A 15,027-nucleotide genomic window follows, 5' to 3' on the forward strand; every position below is an offset into this window, starting at 1 on the left:
ATACCGATCTGTGCGCGACGATGCCCAGTAGCACACTGGTCGAAGAACGGCAGCGAACTTGTCCCGTAGCTGACGGGCCTCGGGAGCTGGCACGAATTGCAGGAGTCGGAAGGCTTCCTCCACCTCTTGGGCGGAGATTTCGACACGTCGAGCGGCTCCATTACGCCTGCGCGCGATCACGCGTGCCGGTTTAGGCGGAGTGGGGGTGGTCCTCACCATAGAGGCGATTTGTACCGCAGCGCGGCGATGTCGGCACGGTATACACGCCGACACCGCCCACGCTGCAAAGAATCAGCGCCTGAGCGCTGCACGCACACCGTAACCGCAATTCAGCCGAAAGTAGCGGAAGGTGGGCCGTGTCAAACCGGCGGATTGACGTAACATATCCGGCTCTGTTGCTGTTCACGGTGTGAGAGGCCTTGTGTTGATCCCGGAATACTGCCCCTTCCACCAGGTCGAGGACGCCTGCGGGCCCATGGCTCGGCTGCTGGAACAGGCTGGGCTGCTCGCCCTGACGCCGAATGCTCCGGCCCATCCCGGCCAGGAGGCGCCCGCTGGTGGCGACTCCGCCTTCGACGTTCCCATGGCGGAGGTCTCGTTGCGGCGGATCGTTGCACGGATCAACACCTGGGGCCGGAGCGCTCTCGACCCCACCATTCCCCGCCTGGACGTGGCTCCCGGCGACGTACGCTCAGTCCGTTACGCGCTGCAGGCCCTGTACGAGACGGTCCAGGAGAAGGCCGGCGTCGACGCGCAGTGGTGGCGAGTGAAGGACCGGCTGGCTCAGGCGCGTACCATCCTCGGCCGCGATGCGCTGGCCGATGCCGAGGACGATCGGCTGTCCGCCTATGTGGCGGCCCTGCACGTCGACCGCGCTTACACCGTCTGGGAGACAGAGATCAAGACGGACCTCGGCTCTTGACCCGGCCGATGCTTCTGCACCCCCTGTGAGCCCTGGCCGACAGCGTGCGGGATGGGAACGAGGCCCGTGCGCTGGTCCGGGCAGTGCGTGTGCGCAGTGCCGTGCTGACCGCAGGCCGGCCTTCACAGGGCACCCTGGCCAGATGATGCGAGGCCTTTGGCCGCCTCGCTGGGAGGGGCGGACGGCTCGAAGGCGGCCGCCTGAGGCGTGTCCTAACGGGCCGACGTGTCCTCCGTGACCGTACGAGTGCAGAGGTCGCCTCGGGGGCATGCGGAGCATCCCCGGCACTGCAGCCAGCCGCTCGCGTGCACTTCATCGAAGATCTCTTTGATGTCGCCGATTTCGTCACCCCAGTCGGCGGTCTCGGCGAAGCCTTCCGGCGTCCCTTCCTCTCCCTCGGCCATGCACACAGGCAGGTAGGCGAAAACGGCAAACTGCCGCGTAGTCATGTCCTGCAGGGCCGCGTTGGGGATGCATGCCTTGGGACCGTCGCTCGGTTCGACCTCATCCATGAACACCCACGCATCCCCTGGGCACTTGGGGCGGCGTGCGACGGGTCGCACGAGGGTCGCTCCGTCGATCGCCTCAACCAGGGAGGTTATGCAGAAGTAGTTGATCTTGGCGAGTTGGTCGCTGGATACAAGATCGGTCCCCTCGGCGTACCGTACGGGGTGTCGAATCCTGTGCGGACGCTCGGGGGGACCGATGCGCTTCCATCGTACTACCGGCTTGAGTCCGTATCAGCTGTCCTTGCTCGTCGGCCGGGTGGAGCGGTGGCTGCCGGACTGGGACCGTGCGCTCGGGCGGCCGCATGCGCTGCCGTTGTGGAAAGCGGTCATCCTGCTGTGCTTCCTGTTGCGGCATGATGCCGTGCAGGAGATGGCGGGTGAGCTGTTCGGCTGCTCGCAGCCGACGGTCTCGCGGTACGGGTCGCTGCTGCGGCCGGTGGTGCGTGACAGCCTGAAGCGGCTGGGGTTCGGGATCGGCCGGCTGCCTCGTGGCGAGCCGGTGCTCGTTGATGGGTTCCTCGCACCGTGCTGGGACTGGAAAGCTGCTGAACAGCTGTTCTCCGCCAAGCACCGCCGGTGCGGCCACAACATCCAGGTGATATCCGACCTCCGAGGCCGGCTCCGGGCCGTCGGCCGGCCCCTGCCCGGTGCCCGGCATGATGCCTTCGCCTTTACCGCCTCGGGCGTGGAGGCCGCCGTCGGCAGACACCCCGGCCTTGCGGTGACAAGGGTTACCAGGGCAGCAACCTGTTGACCCCGTACAAGAAACCCCTGCACCGCCCGCTCACCGACGTGGAGAAGGACTGCAACCGGGCCCACTCCTCCATCCGCTCCGCGGTCGAACGCTGCATCGGCCACCTCGAGAACTGGAAGATCCTCTCCGAGAACTACCGAGGCCCCCTCGACCGCTTCCGCGAGATCCTCGACACCGTCACCCAGCTCGAACTCCTCCGCACCTGGACCCCACGATCCATCACTTCTGAACAACCTTCCCGGTGGATGTGCGACGTGAATCTGCTGACCGATGAGGAACAGCTGCTGCCGTATGTGGTCGGTCTGAAGCTGAACAGCGCCATTCTCGCTGCGGCTGCCCGGCTCGTGTGGTGACTGACGACCGGCCGCCGGATGGAAATTTGCACCAGGAGCATTACCTGATCTGGATCGTTTTCCACAGGTTGGCTCTGCAGCCGGTTCGCGCCAGCAGCGCGGTCGTAGTGGATCAGGACGCTGACTTATGGCGTGGGTCCTCGTCGAGACGTCGCTCTAGCTGGTTGACCTGGTCCTGGAGGGTGATGATCAGCCGGTGCAAAGCCTGGATCGATACCAGGGAGATTCCTTTTGCATCGACGCAGTAGATGCCCTCGTATTCATCACCCAGGCCGAAGACGCGCTTCCAGTCCTGCGACATTGGGCCGATGTGCCGGACATCCTCGCCTTCCCACTGGTACCGCCATGTGCTGATCGGCAGGGAGATGACCTTGTCGAGGATGTCGAAGCCGTTGACGGGCGCCGAGCCGTCCCCGGCGATCGGGCCTGCCTGCAGTGCGTGGGGACGGTTGGCTGAAGTGGCGGGGGCTGGCTGGCCCGCACGGGCCAGCCAGCTGAAAACACGCTTCAACAGCGCGCCCAATCGATTGCGACCTCGTCGGCCTTCAGGACACGGTCGCTCGGGTCACGGCTGTCACCGCCACGGAAGAGGTCAATGCCCTTCTGCGACTTAGAGATGTCATTGTAGTGACAGTCGGCCCCCGGCAGGCCGCCACCCTCCTTCAGGCAGTCGGGGCTGTCAACTGCCGCAGTCGTGATGTTGTTCTCGGCGGCGGACGAAACTCCGGTGAATGCGACCAGCGCGGCTCCCGCACCCATGATGGCGGCAAAAGCCCTCTTCAGGTTCTTCACTTTACTCCTCGGATTTGAAAGTCTCTTGCGGGAGTTCCGTGCAGAGAAACGGAGGGGCGAGAATGTTCGCCTCCCTGAGTCCATCATTGGCTAAGGGGTCGAGAGGATGGCGAGGAGATGGTTATGGTTTGGGCATGACTAAAGTGATAGAGGTGGGTGGTCCAGGAACAGGGCAGTGAACGTCTTTCGTGCGCCCAGTAGAGCAGGAGGTGACACCGTGACGTAGCGGTGTTCTTGCTGTTCGGAAGCTCGTCGTCGCCTGCCGGTGGAAGTCCGGTCCGGGTAGCTGCCAGGAGGCCCGGTAGCAGGCTGGCGGTGTCGGAGGGAAACGTCCGGCGTCGAAGCCCAGCGTCAAAAGCCCTGCGACGATACGGTCCGTAGCATCACGCGAAGCCTGCGGCGTCGTTACTCAGCCACCCTTTCGGGTGGAACGAGGGAGTGCCGAGCCTCTCGAAATCGGGGCGAAGGCCATGGAAGCGGTGAAGATCCTGGACGGGCAGCCGTGAAGGACTCCCCGGCGTATGGGGCGCGGAACGTATCGAAGGTGGCGGCGGGAACTGGGGAGGCCCTCCCCGGCCCGATGACCTGCGGATATTCGTCATCGGAAGCTGTGCGTCCTATAACCGGTGATCCCGGGAAGTGGGCGCGGGCCGGGTGGGCGTCGGAGGTGGCCGTAGTACCGCTTGGAGCCGGGAGACAACACAACTCCCGGTGAGGGAAGGGCCACTGCTTCGTCGGTGTGTGTGGTGTGAAGGAGGGGCTCGGTGAGTGCCCGTGTGGCTAGTCCCGCCGTCGGGGGACGTTCTCCCTCGGATCCGGTCCGTGCCTTGCAGCATGCGCTTTACTGGGCGGCCAAGGCCGATCCCGGACGACGGTTCCACGCGCTGGCGGACAAAATCCACCGCAGGGATGTTCTGCGGCGCGCGTGGGCTTCGGTGCGTGCCAACAACGGCGCACCAGGCATCGACAACACCACCCTGGCTGCGGTCGAGGAGTACGGCGTTGACCGTCTCCTCGTCGAGCTGGCCGGCGAGTTGCGGGCGGGCCGGTATCGGCCGCTGCCTGCCCGGAGGGTGCTGATCCCCAAGCCGGGAACAGCGGGGGAGTGCAGGCCGCTTTCCGTCCCTTCGGTCCGTGACCGGATCGTGCAGGCCGCGCTGAAGATCGTGCTCGAGCCGGTCTTCGAGGCGGACATGCTCGGCTGCAGCTTCGGGTTCCGCCCGAAGCGGTCGGCGCACGACGCCCTGCAGGTGCTCGTGGACGAGCACGCGCGAGGGCGCCGGTGGGTGGTGGAGACGGACATCGCCGAGTGCTTCTCGACGATTCCGCATGACCAGTTGATGCACGCGGTTGAGGAGCGCGTGTGCGACCAGTCCGTCCTCAAGCTCCTGCGGCAGATCCTGCGGGCCGGAGTGATGGAGGACGGCCAGGTGCGGCGGCCGGTGACCGGGACACCGCAGGGCGGTGTGATTTCGCCCGTCTTGTGCAACGTCTATCTGCACCGGCTCGACCGGGCCTGGGACGAGCACGACGGGATCCTGGTGCGTTACGCCGACGATGCCGTCGTGATGTGCTGGTCGCGCAGCCAGGCCGAACGCGCACTCGCGCGGCTGACCGGGCTGCTGGCCCAACTCGGCCTGGAACCCAAGGCGTCCAAGACCCGCATCGTGCACCTGCAGACGGGCGGGGAAGGTTTTGACTTCCTCGGATTTCACCATCGGCAGGTGCGTTCACGCGGGTTGCACGGGCGCCGGCGGTTCGAATTCCTCGCCCGCTGGCCCTCGGACAGGGCCGTGCAGCATGCCCGCGACCGAATCCGGGAAATCACCGGACGGCGCTGGCTCCCGCTGCGAGTCGAAGCGATCGTGGAGGAGGTCAACATGTTCCTCCGGGGCTGGATGGCGTACTTCAAGTACGGCCATCCCGCTCGACGCTTCAGCAAGATCGGCCGATACGCGGAGAAACGGATCGCGCACTTCATCAGCAAGAAGCACTGGCGCAGCCGGGCCTTCGGCTGATGGGTGCTCGCGGTCTCGTCCTCGAACCGGCTCGGTCTGATCAGCCCATATGGAACCGTTGTTGCACCCAGGGCGGGCAAGCCCTGGCGGGAGAGACCGAATACCGCCGGTGAACGGCGTCGGTGAGCCGGGTGCGGGAGAACCGCATGCCCGGTTCGAAGCGGCGGGGGCTGGAAACGGAGCGGACGTACTCCGCCACCGCGCCAGCCCCCGACCCTACATCTTGAATAGCTGCGGGTGAGGAGGGTGTGGACGGCCTGGACGGTGCGGCTGATGCGGTTGGTGGAGCATCGTGCCCGGCGGAGGACGCGCCAGGTCTTCAGGCGGGCGAAAGCGCGCTCGCCGGGAGCCCGCAGGCGGGCATGGACGCGGTTGAACCGCTGGTAGTGCTCGGGGAGTTCGCGGTGCCCGTAGGAGAGGGGTGCGGACGGTGGCGCCGGCGCCCTGGTAGGCGCGGTCGGCCAGGACGAGGATCTGCCGGGTGAGGCAGGCCTGGACGACGCCGTGGGCGCGGGCCGTGGTCAGGTCGTGGGTGCGTCCGGGCAGGGCTCGGGAGAACCACAGCGGTGTGCCGTCCGGGCGGGCGACGGCCTGCACGTTCATCCCGTGCCGCTTGTGCTTCTGGCTGTGTGCGCCGTGAGGTGCTCGTTGTTCGAGTGGAGGTGAAAGACCACCACCATCGCCCTGTCGCAGCAGGGTGGTTGAAGCTGGGGGCAGCCTGAGCCGGGAGGTGCCGGGGAGGGTGGCAAGCGGCCCCGACGAAGCCGGGACGTGTCGGTACTGCCAGATGGTGCGGGTCCGGCAAGCGAGACGGAGAGGAGTACGCGAGGAACCGGCGTTTACGCCTCCTTAAGGCACGCCAGCTCGAACCTGGTGGATCTGGGCTGGATGCGGTACGTCCCCGCCGACTACTTGCTCGGTGGGGAACTCGTCGCACGGCTTATTGCCGTCGTGTGGGGAGGCCACGGTGAAGTGCTGCGGGGTAGCCGTGGCGAGGCCGCGGGGGCATAGCCGGGCTCCTCCTTCGTCAATCGACAGCGAGTGAACACGGGAACCGTCCCGGTCCTGCCCTGACATCGCGCGCCCGGCGCGGGTTCGGGGCTGGGCCCACCGTCGGCCGAGCGGTCCGGGACGGGGCGGAGCCGCCGTAGTACTCGGAGCCGGGGAGAGCCCGGCACATGGGGAAGGGCGGCAGCGGTATCGCGAAGGGAAGGAGGATGCAATGCCGAAAGACGCGCTGCTGAACAGCAGTGCTCCGCTGGAAGCCCAAGTAGGGCCCCGCCAGCGGGTATCGGGGATGCAGGCCAAGCTTCACCGTTGGGCGGCGGCCGATCCCGGCTGCAGGTTCGACGACCTGTTCAACCTCGTGAGCGACCCGGCGACATTGCTTGTCGCATTCGAACGGGTCGCGGGCAACCAGGGGGCCCGAACTCCGGGCGTCGACGGTCTCACAGCCGTCAACGTCGAGCGGGAACTCGGCCTCCCGGGCTACCTGGACGACTTGCGCCATGCCCTCAAGACGGGTGAATTCCGCCCGCTGCCGGTGCGGGAGCGCAAGATCCCGAAACCCGGCGGGAGCGGGAAGTTGCGCAAACTCGGCATCCCAACCATTTCCGACCGGGTGGTCCAGGCGGCGCTCAAGCTGGTGCTGGAGCCGATCTTCGAGGCCGACTTCGAGCCGGTCTCCTACGGCTTCAGGCCGATGCGGAGAGCACACGACGCCATCGCCGAGATCCACTATTACGGCACCCACGGCTACAGATGGGTGCTGGATGCGGATATCGAGGCGTGTTTTGACTCCATCGACCACACGGCCCTCATGGACCGGGTGCGGCAGCGAGTCAAGGACAAGCGCGTGTTGCGACTGGTCAAGGCGTTCCTCAAGGCTGGCGTCCTCACCGAGGCCGGCGACCGCGCGGAGACCCTGACCGGCACCCCGCAAGGCGGCATCCTCTCCCCGCTGCTGGCGAACATCGCCCTGTCGGCGCTCGACGAGCACCTGATGGAGCCATGGAAGCCAGGCGGGTCGATGTCCACCAGAGGCAGGCGGGCGCATCGCCGCCGGTACGGCCGACCGAACTGGCGCATCGTCCGCTACGCGGACGATTTCGTCGTTCTGATCGACGGCGGACGCGACGACACGGTCCAACTGCGCGAGGCAATCACCGACGCACTGCTCCCTCTGGGGCTGCGGCTCTCACCGGCCAAGACCCAGGTCGTGCACATGTCGGACGGGTTCGACTTCCTGGGGTTCCGTATCCAGTGGCGCCGCAAGCGAGGTTCGAACCAGTGGTACGTCTACACCTTCATCGCCGACCGGCCTGTCCGGCAGCTGAGGGACAAGATCCGTGCCCTGACGAACAGGACGTCGCAGCAGGTCCCCAGGGACGTACTGATCAGGCTCAACCAGATCATGCGCGGCTGGGTCAGCTACTTCAAGCACGCAGTATGCAAGACCACGTTGAAGGCCCTGGACCACTTCGTGTGGCGACGGGTGGCCAGCTGGTGGAGGGTGCTGCACCGCTGGAGGTGGAAGGACCTCCGCCGACGCTTCACCGACCACAACGGCCGGTGGAGACCACTGTCGGTGGACGGGATCGAGCTGTTCCCCATGGTCTCGGTCGCAGTCACCCGCTACCGCTACCGGGGCAACACGATCCCCAGCCCCTGGCCCCTCAACCACGCCTGACGGCAGAGACCGTGGAGAGCCCGGTGCGGTGAGAGCCGCACGCCGGGTTCGGCGAGCGGCACGGAGAAACGGACCGGTGGCAACACCAGCACTGCGCTCCGTGCCGACTCAACAGTACGGTTCGTCCGCGGCGATCCGGTCGGTCGGGATCAGTGTCCCGTCAACGATGGCGAAGCCGCTCTCACCCAGGCCCACCAGCGCCTCGCGGAGACCGGGTGCCCAAGGCCGCGAGGATCCCGAGGGTCTCGTCGACATACCGCCAGGCCGTCGACTCCGACACTCCCAAACCGGCCCCGACCTGCGCGAACGTCTCGTTCTTCCGCAGATGCGCCAGCGTCAGCAGAGCCTGCCTGAAACAACCCAGCCTCCACCACTGTGACTTCAGCTCCTGACCACGGGCGTGAATCAGCCACGAGACATACTCAACCAGCTCATAGGGGACATCGAGCAGGAAGGATACGGAACCAAGCGAGACTCCTCGGGCGAAGCGCGGTGCGTAGAGCTTGCATCCGCCACGCCCCCCAGACACGCCCTCCACACCACCATGACCAGCACGTTCTCTTGGCCACCACGACTTTGAACCAACCCTGGCGATAGGCCTGACCGGGCAGGTCATCAGCATAAGCCCCCATCTTCACTTTGTCAGGGTTACTGCCACGTCGCGAAGTCCACGCCAAGTGCATGAAGTTGCAATTAGCTCGGAAAATAGACTCTCAAGAGCATTTTTCACTTGTCACTCGTCAGAGTGGCAGCGCATGAGGTCCTCGCGATCAATTTTCGCAGGCCACAAGTGATTTCAACAGGATCCCCAGGGTCACTCGCAAGAGGTCGGGCAAAAAAGGCTTCAGGTGCCTGTCTGGAAACGTGAGGGCCCTCAACGACCGGCCAAGTCACCATACCTAGCGGAAATGCAGGAACTCAGGGAGGAGATAAACTTGACCGCGATTTTTCAAAGGGTGCACGCCATAGATTGGGTAGCCTCTCGCGGCCCACGGGATGACCAATTGGCCTTCATTTTATCCAGTGAAACCCTTGATGCAGAAACGGCATGAAGCCTCCACTCATGCGATGGGATGCTGTCCGGACCTGCCTTCTTCGGTGCTTCTTCGGTGCTGGCGAGGCGGAGTATTTGCTGAGCCCGAGACTCTCCCGGCGCTTCACTGATGTGCTGGCCGTGCCAGAAGAGCGAAACGTCAGGCACCTCCACTCTGAAAACTGACTCTGCTGGGCCAGCTAGGAAGTAGCCCTCGGAGCCATCTTCTGGCTACAATCAGGCCATGGCAAAGCAAGTAGTAACCACGTTCACGGATGACCTCACTGGCGAGGCAACCGAAGATGTCGCAACACACACCTTTGTGCTCGATGGCAAAGAGTATGAAATCGACCTTAACGCGAAGAACTTCAGCACGTTGTTCGAAGTGCTCCGGCCGTACGTCAGGAACGGACGACGCGTGAAGGGGAAGGGGCAGACTCGCCCTGCTGGCCGCGGCTCTTTGAACCGCTCTGACGAGACCGCCAAGATTCGTGCATGGGCCAAGGAAAACGGCTACAGCGTGAACGATCGCGGCCGAGTCCCCGCCGAGATCCGAGAGGCCTACGAGAAGGCCAGCAACTAAAGACAATCCATGGCCCCTCGATGCCATCGAGGGGTCTCACCGTATTCGGTATCTGGAGAACATGGCAATCCCTCGGAAGCGTGGAGGCTTCTCCTATGCGGCTCGGGCTTGTGAACGGGCCTCTGCTCGCTTGTGGTTGATGACTCGTTCGAACTCGACCGGTGGCAGTCCGTCGGCGGCGTGTGTTGAAGCAGTCCGCGATCCACGTGGCGATCTTCAGCCGGGCCTCGGCGCGGGTGGCGAAGCGGTGCCGGCGGATGTACGGCCTTGATCGACGAGTGGAACGATTCCGCGGCCGCGTTGTCCAGAGCAGACCCGACGCGCCCCATGGACTGCACCACGCCCAGGCGGTCACAGAGGCTGTTGTAGGCCTCACTCGTATTCCGACCCGCGGGCCGAGCGGAAGATCACGCCGTCCACGGTGCCGCCGCGCGTCGCAGCGGCCATCTGCAAAGAGGCACTGAAGGGCGGCATCGTACCGCTCGCCCATCGCGTAGCCGAGCACCCGGCGGGAGAATGCATCGTGAACGGAGGCGAGGCAGAGCTTGCCCTCACCGGTTTCGATCTCCGTCATACCGCCCCACCACAACACGTCCGGAGCAATCGCCTGGAAGCGGCGAAGCACCAGGTCACGGGCCGCTTTCCGCTTGCCCTGACGGGTCAGGTTCCGACGCCGTCGCGGGGGCTTGCGGCCCCCCATGGCCGAGCTCGGCCATGACCTGGGCGACGGTGTTCACCGAGACCTGCCAACCTTCAGCCCACAAGTCCAGCGTGATCCTCGGCGAACCGTAGGTGCGGCCCGAGGCGTTGAGAAGTGGGTGATCCGCTCGGCCAGGGCGGCCCATCCGGCCTCACGCCTCGTCGGCTGCTCGGGTCGGCGACGCCACTTGCAGAACCAGGACTCGGACACCTCAAGCGCCCGACAGGCGACCCTGTGCGGGACGTGGTGTCCGGTCTTCTGGTCGGCGATGAAGCCCGCAACCGTCACTTCGTCGCCTCCTTCACCCACAGGACCACGGAACGCCTGAGGACATCACGTTCCATCCCGATCTCGGTGTTCTCCTTGCGCAGCTGCCTGTTCTCCTCACGCAGCCGACGCAGTTCCTCACGCTCGGACTCGTCCAGCCCGCCCGCGGTCTCCGCGGCTGCGCGGGCCTTGGCGCGATGGACCCAGGTCTGCAGCGTGCCCTCGTGCACCCCCAGATCCCGCGCGACCATCGCCGCGGACTTCCTCGTCTCCAACACGATCCGTACCGCACCCTCGCGAAAAAGCGCGTCGTACGACCGTCGCTTCCCACCCATGCCCCCTCAGCTCCCCCTTCAGCCACACCTCCACGTTACGAGGGGAAGGCCAAAGATGTCCTCACCCGTTTCCAGGAAAACTCCACCCCCGCATGGAGTGGCCCGTGCGCCCTCGCTCACTACCGTGCTCTCACACGGAACCGCTGTACCTCTCGCCTGTCGAGGTGGGCAGCACTACGGTCTTCACACCCGAAAGGAGTGCCACAATGCGAATCTCATTCGCCGCCGTCACGGCCGCCCTGCTGGGGTCCACGGCTATCATCCCGCCCAGCGCCGCACAGGAACGCCCCTCCTCTCCCCAAGCCAGTGCCATCACATTGACCTGCCAGGTCAATGCTGAGGCCGTCTTCAAGAACAACGGAACGGGTGTGGTAAATGCCGACTACGTGGGGTGCCTTCGTGCCCCCGGGCCGCAAGATGTGTCCGCATGGACCGTCACCCGTGGGACCGCGAAACTGACTTGTTCAGTTATCCCGGGTAAAGTCAACCTCCACGCAGACGCAACAGCCGTGTACACCAACCGGGACACAACCACGTTCCAAGGTATGGAGAAAGCCGACGTCACGGTGGACACCAGCACCATTCCCGCCACGGTGAAGGAAACCGTCAGCTTGTCCGGCGGTCCCTACGACGGGTACGTAGCCACCATCATCGTACCGACAGGTATTGCTACTGTGGACCCGGGCCCGCCCAGCAGCTGCGGTATCAGCCGAGTGTCCATCGGTAGTGTCCAAGGAGCATTCACGAAATCCTAACCTCGCCCTTTCACTTGGGTACGGACGTGAGTGGGGAGGAAAAGCGAAAGTGCCTTCCTGGCTTGGGACGATGAACCTTGCTGATGGGTTCCGTCGGTCCAAGCGGAAGGCACTTTCTGTGTGAAGGAGGCTTAGACCCAGGCAGGGCCGTTCCAAAGTCATTGAATCTTGGTGAAGTTGCTGTTGTTGAGGGCGTCCTTCCATCGCTGTGACCAGCGTTTGCTTCCCTTCCCGGTGGGGTCAAGGCTCATGATGGCCATGTAGACGGACTTGAGGGCTGCCTGCTCGTTCGGGAAGTTCTCGCGGGCCCGGACGGCTTTGCGGATCCGCGCGTTCACGGCCTGGATGGCGTTCGTGGTGCAGACGATGCGCCGTATCTCGGTGTCGAACGGGAGGAAGGGCACGAACTCGGCCCAGGCGTTCTCCCACCGCTTCACGATCGTGGGATACTTCCCGCCCCATGTCTAACAGAATTCAAGGAACTTCTCTTCCGCGACGTCCTGGGCCGGGACGGTGCAGACGGGCTCGAGTGCCTTGGAGATCTTGTCCCAGCCCTGGCGGGCCGCGTAACGGAACGACGCCCTCAATAGGTGGAGCCGTAAGAAAATTATTTGTTGGTGGTTGTCATGCTCACCTGCGGTGTCAAGAGGCAGAACCCGCGAGTAATTTCCTTACAGCTCCGGTGAACCACGCAGGTCTGCGTGATCGCTTGCGGCCAGACCGTCTCGATCGCGTCCGGCAGGCCTTTCAGCCCATCGCAGACGACCATGCAGACGTCTTCGGTTCCGCGATTCTTGATCTCGGTGAGGACCTGAAGCCAGTACTTCGCCCCTTCACCGCCGTCGCCGGCCCAGAGCCCGAGGATTTCGCGGTGCCTTCGACCGCCACGTAAATCGGGCGGTTGGCGACCTGGCCATCCCTCCAGACCTTTACGTGCACACAGTCGATGAACAGAACCGGGTAGACCGAGTCGAGAGGCCGGTTCTGCCATTCGTGCATGCCCTCGATCACCTTGTCCGTGATCGCGGAGATCGTGGTCTTCGAGACTTCGGCGCCGTAGACCTCGGCGAGGTGGGCGGAGATCTCGCCGTGTGTGAGACCGCGGGCGGAAAGCGAGAGGACCATTTCGTCGACGCCGGTCAGTATGCAGTCCCAGCTCTTGCTTCATGCGGGGTGTGTCGGTTCCTCCTTGACGGTCCGCCCACATTCTTGACCGGTCTCCCCGTCATCGTTAGGGCATGGGTGAGACTCAGGAGTCTGCAGGGACTCTGAATAGTGGAATACCGGTTCCAGACCGTCGTGGAGGTCCTGGACAGCCCTCCGGTGGCTGAGGTCGCCCGCCAGCACGGCACGTCGCGGCAGTCCCTGATGCCTCGTTGGTTCCGTATCCTGCCTGTGAAGATCCTCGCGTGCCAACCGCCGTGGTGGCACGGGCGATCGGCTGTAAGGAGCGGTCCCTGGCCACCGTGCTGGCCTGCGCCCTGACCGGTCGGTGCTGCCAGCTCGTCCTCGGCGCCCACACTGCCCACCACCTTCCACACCTGGGTACTACCGTCGATGGAATCGTGATCGGCAGTGAAGAAGCCTGCGGACCGACCATCCGTGGACCGCCGTCTACACCACCCCCTGAAGGCCGCTGGGGGTGGGTGGGCCGAGCCTCTCCACCCGCCTCCAGCATTCACCCGCACAAATGAATAAAAGTGCTACGAAGTTGGCCATCGGGGGTGAAGTATCTCTGCAGGTCAGGCTAGTTATGGTGATCTGCCAACTCGCGGGATGCCCCGTTCGTCATCCCATGGTCAACATGCTGTCACTGCCTCACTCACAGGCCGTACCGATGGAAAAAGGCTCCTGCGGAGACAACTGCGGAGGTCACGGTCGGCGGATCGGTAAACGTCAGCGCGCTTCCTCAGAGGTTCCTGACTCGGGGCGCACTACTTGGCCGTTGACAGGCTCCCTAGTGGAGGTCGCATCGGGCAGGATAAGAGAGTAAACAGGGGACGCTCACGCAGATGAGGAAGTGGTTTAGGCCGTCGTGTCGTTGTGCCGCCGTCAGCACCTCACCGCCCCCACTCGCAAGTTTATACGAGCAGAGAGGGCTCTGGAGGAAAACTCTGTGCCCAGAGCCATATCCGCCCTCGCCGCAGCCGTCGTCCTGACTACTTTGGTTACCCCCACCACGGAAGCGCACTCGTGGCCTGGAACATATGTCGCGATTGGCGACTCGTACGCTGCCGGCTCTGGTATCCCCGTGCAGGCCGCAGGGCTGTGTATGCGCTCCGATCACAGCTACGGCCATCTCGTCGCGACTGCTCTCGCTTTTACCTCGCAGCGGGACGTCACTTGCGCGGGGGCGAAGGTCGAGGCGCTCGCACGCACCCAGACAGACGCGGGTATTCCGGTCAACGGCCCGCAACTTGACGCCATCAGCCAGGACACCACGCTGGTCACCCTCACCATCGGCGGCAACAACCTTGGTACGTCCGACCTCGGCTTCGTCGACGTCGTAGCCGCCTGTACCGTGCTGGCGCTGACCAATCCACAGGGTGCCCCCTGCCGCGACTTCTACAGAAACACGCTGACCAGACGCCTCGACGCGGCCGCGAAGGATCTGTCAAAGGCGCTCCAGCGAATCCGCGTAACGGCATCACGTGCGAAGGTCCTGGTGGTCGGGTACCCGTCAGTCCTGCCCGAGAATGCCAAGAAGTGTGTGGGCAAACTGCCGACGACAATGGGCGACACCGCGTACCTGTACTCCGTCCTCAGGAGGCTCAACAGCAACCTTGTTGAGACGGCGGCAGCGAACGGTGTCACCTACGTCGACACTGCCACCCCGACAAAGGGGCACGACAGTTGTTCGTCCGACCCATGGATCGAGGGGGTCATCCCCATGGATCCGACGATCCCACTGCACCCGGACACAACCGGTGAGCGGGTGATGGCCGAGGCGGTGCTGGAATCGCTGAGAGGTAGCTGACGTTGAAATCCGCGGACGGTTGTCTGTATCGAGTCGACGGTCCTCACGCTGTTCGGCGAGCTCCTGGGACGGTGCGACTCGGGGATGAGCCGGCCTGTGAGATGCTGCGGTTCGCTCCGTCCACGTACTACGCGGCCAACCAGCGCGAGGGCCAGCCACGCCGACGGCAGCTGCGGAACGAGGAGCTCAAGACCGAGATCGAGCGCGTCTATGACGAGAACCCCTGCACCGGTCGCTCACCGCGGTGGAGAAGGACTGCAACCGGGCCCACTCCTCGATCCGCTCCGCGGCCGAGCGCTGCATCAGCCATCTCGAGAACTGGACCCTCTCCTAGGTAACG

The 15,027-nt window shown here is 64.6% G+C and carries 13 protein-coding genes and 3 pseudogenes; 8 read left to right on the forward strand and 8 right to left on the reverse strand.

The features are described from left to right. Positions 1-421: 421 nt before the first annotated feature. Positions 422-922, forward strand: coding sequence for a hypothetical protein (locus AB8735_RS36915; protein WP_372412203.1), 501 nt, complete (start codon positions 422-424; stop codon positions 920-922). Between the two features lie 212 nt (positions 923-1,134). Here the strand turns inward: AB8735_RS36915 and AB8735_RS36920 are convergent, their stop codons facing one another. Then, complete coding sequence (locus AB8735_RS36920) at positions 1,135-1,440, reverse strand: hypothetical protein (RefSeq protein WP_372412204.1); 306 nt, start codon at positions 1,438-1,440, stop codon at positions 1,135-1,137. 187 nt (positions 1,441-1,627) lie between these two features. On the opposite strand from AB8735_RS36920, the gene AB8735_RS36925 reads away from it, so the two are divergent. Next, complete coding sequence (locus AB8735_RS36925) at positions 1,628-2,185, forward strand: hypothetical protein (protein WP_372412205.1); 558 nt, start codon at positions 1,628-1,630, stop codon at positions 2,183-2,185. Further along, positions 2,182-2,538, forward strand: a complete 357-nt coding sequence (locus AB8735_RS36930; protein ID WP_372412206.1) for a transposase family protein — start codon at positions 2,182-2,184, stop codon at positions 2,536-2,538. The genes AB8735_RS36925 and AB8735_RS36930 overlap by 4 nt, the downstream gene beginning before the upstream one ends. 112 nt (positions 2,539-2,650) lie before the next feature. On the opposite strand, the gene AB8735_RS36935 is transcribed toward AB8735_RS36930, so the two are convergent. Beyond that, positions 2,651-3,061 (reverse strand): tail fiber domain-containing protein, encoded by a 411-nt coding sequence (locus AB8735_RS36935; protein ID WP_372412207.1) that lies wholly within the window; start codon positions 3,059-3,061, stop codon positions 2,651-2,653. Then, positions 3,046-3,330: a hypothetical protein gene (locus tag AB8735_RS36940; RefSeq protein ID WP_372412208.1), complete on the reverse strand. Its 285-nt coding sequence runs from the start codon at positions 3,328-3,330 to the stop codon at positions 3,046-3,048. The genes AB8735_RS36935 and AB8735_RS36940 overlap by 16 nt, the downstream gene beginning before the upstream one ends. 827 nt (positions 3,331-4,157) lie before the next feature. Between AB8735_RS36940 and ltrA (AB8735_RS36945) the strand changes: the two genes are divergently transcribed. Further along, complete coding sequence (gene ltrA / locus AB8735_RS36945) at positions 4,158-5,348, forward strand: group II intron reverse transcriptase/maturase (protein ID WP_372412209.1); 1,191 nt, start codon at positions 4,158-4,160, stop codon at positions 5,346-5,348. Positions 5,349-5,572: 224 nt separating this feature from the next. Here ltrA (AB8735_RS36945) and AB8735_RS36950 read toward each other — a convergent pair. After that, positions 5,573-6,047: pseudogene (locus tag AB8735_RS36950) on the reverse strand (transposase family protein); the annotation flags it as partial. A gap of 523 nt (positions 6,048-6,570) precedes the next feature. Between AB8735_RS36950 and ltrA (AB8735_RS36955) the strand changes: the two are divergent. Beyond that, positions 6,571-8,037 carry a group II intron reverse transcriptase/maturase gene (gene ltrA / locus AB8735_RS36955; protein WP_372407672.1) on the forward strand — a complete coding sequence of 489 codons (1,467 nt, stop codon included), beginning with the start codon at positions 6,571-6,573 and terminating at the stop codon, positions 8,035-8,037. Between the two features lie 114 nt (positions 8,038-8,151). Here ltrA (AB8735_RS36955) and AB8735_RS36960 read toward each other — a convergent pair. Further along, positions 8,152-8,485: pseudogene (locus AB8735_RS36960) on the reverse strand (transposase family protein); the annotation flags it as partial. Positions 8,486-9,314: 829 nt separating this feature from the next. Between AB8735_RS36960 and AB8735_RS36965 the strand changes: the two are divergent. After that, a complete protein-coding gene (locus AB8735_RS36965) occupies positions 9,315-9,653 on the forward strand; it encodes an Lsr2 family protein (RefSeq protein ID WP_372412210.1) in 339 nt (112 codons plus the stop codon). Positions 9,654-10,282: 629 nt separating this feature from the next. Here the strand turns inward: AB8735_RS36965 and AB8735_RS36970 are convergent. Continuing rightward, entirely contained in the window at positions 10,283-10,498 is a 216-nt protein-coding gene (locus AB8735_RS36970; protein ID WP_372412211.1) for a transposase, read from the reverse strand. A gap of 139 nt (positions 10,499-10,637) precedes the next feature. After that, positions 10,638-10,955: a transposase gene (locus AB8735_RS36975; RefSeq protein WP_372412212.1), complete on the reverse strand. Its 318-nt coding sequence runs from the start codon at positions 10,953-10,955 to the stop codon at positions 10,638-10,640. Positions 10,956-11,161: 206 nt separating this feature from the next. Between AB8735_RS36975 and AB8735_RS36980 the strand changes: the two genes are divergently transcribed. Next, a complete protein-coding gene (locus tag AB8735_RS36980) occupies positions 11,162-11,710 on the forward strand; it encodes a hypothetical protein (protein ID WP_372412213.1) in 549 nt (182 codons plus the stop codon). Between the two features lie 158 nt (positions 11,711-11,868). Here the strand turns inward: AB8735_RS36980 and AB8735_RS36985 are convergent. Beyond that, positions 11,869-12,853: pseudogene (locus AB8735_RS36985) on the reverse strand (transposase); the annotation flags it as partial. A 973-nt stretch (positions 12,854-13,826) separates the two neighbouring features. Between AB8735_RS36985 and AB8735_RS36990 the strand changes: the two are divergent. After that, a complete protein-coding gene (locus tag AB8735_RS36990) occupies positions 13,827-14,687 on the forward strand; it encodes an SGNH/GDSL hydrolase family protein (protein WP_372412214.1) in 861 nt (286 codons plus the stop codon). The last annotated feature ends 340 nt before the right edge of the window (positions 14,688-15,027 follow it).

The sequence above is a fragment of the Streptomyces luteireticuli genome (assembly GCF_041519305.1).
Classification (GTDB): domain Bacteria; phylum Actinomycetota; class Actinomycetes; order Streptomycetales; family Streptomycetaceae; genus Streptomyces; species Streptomyces luteireticuli.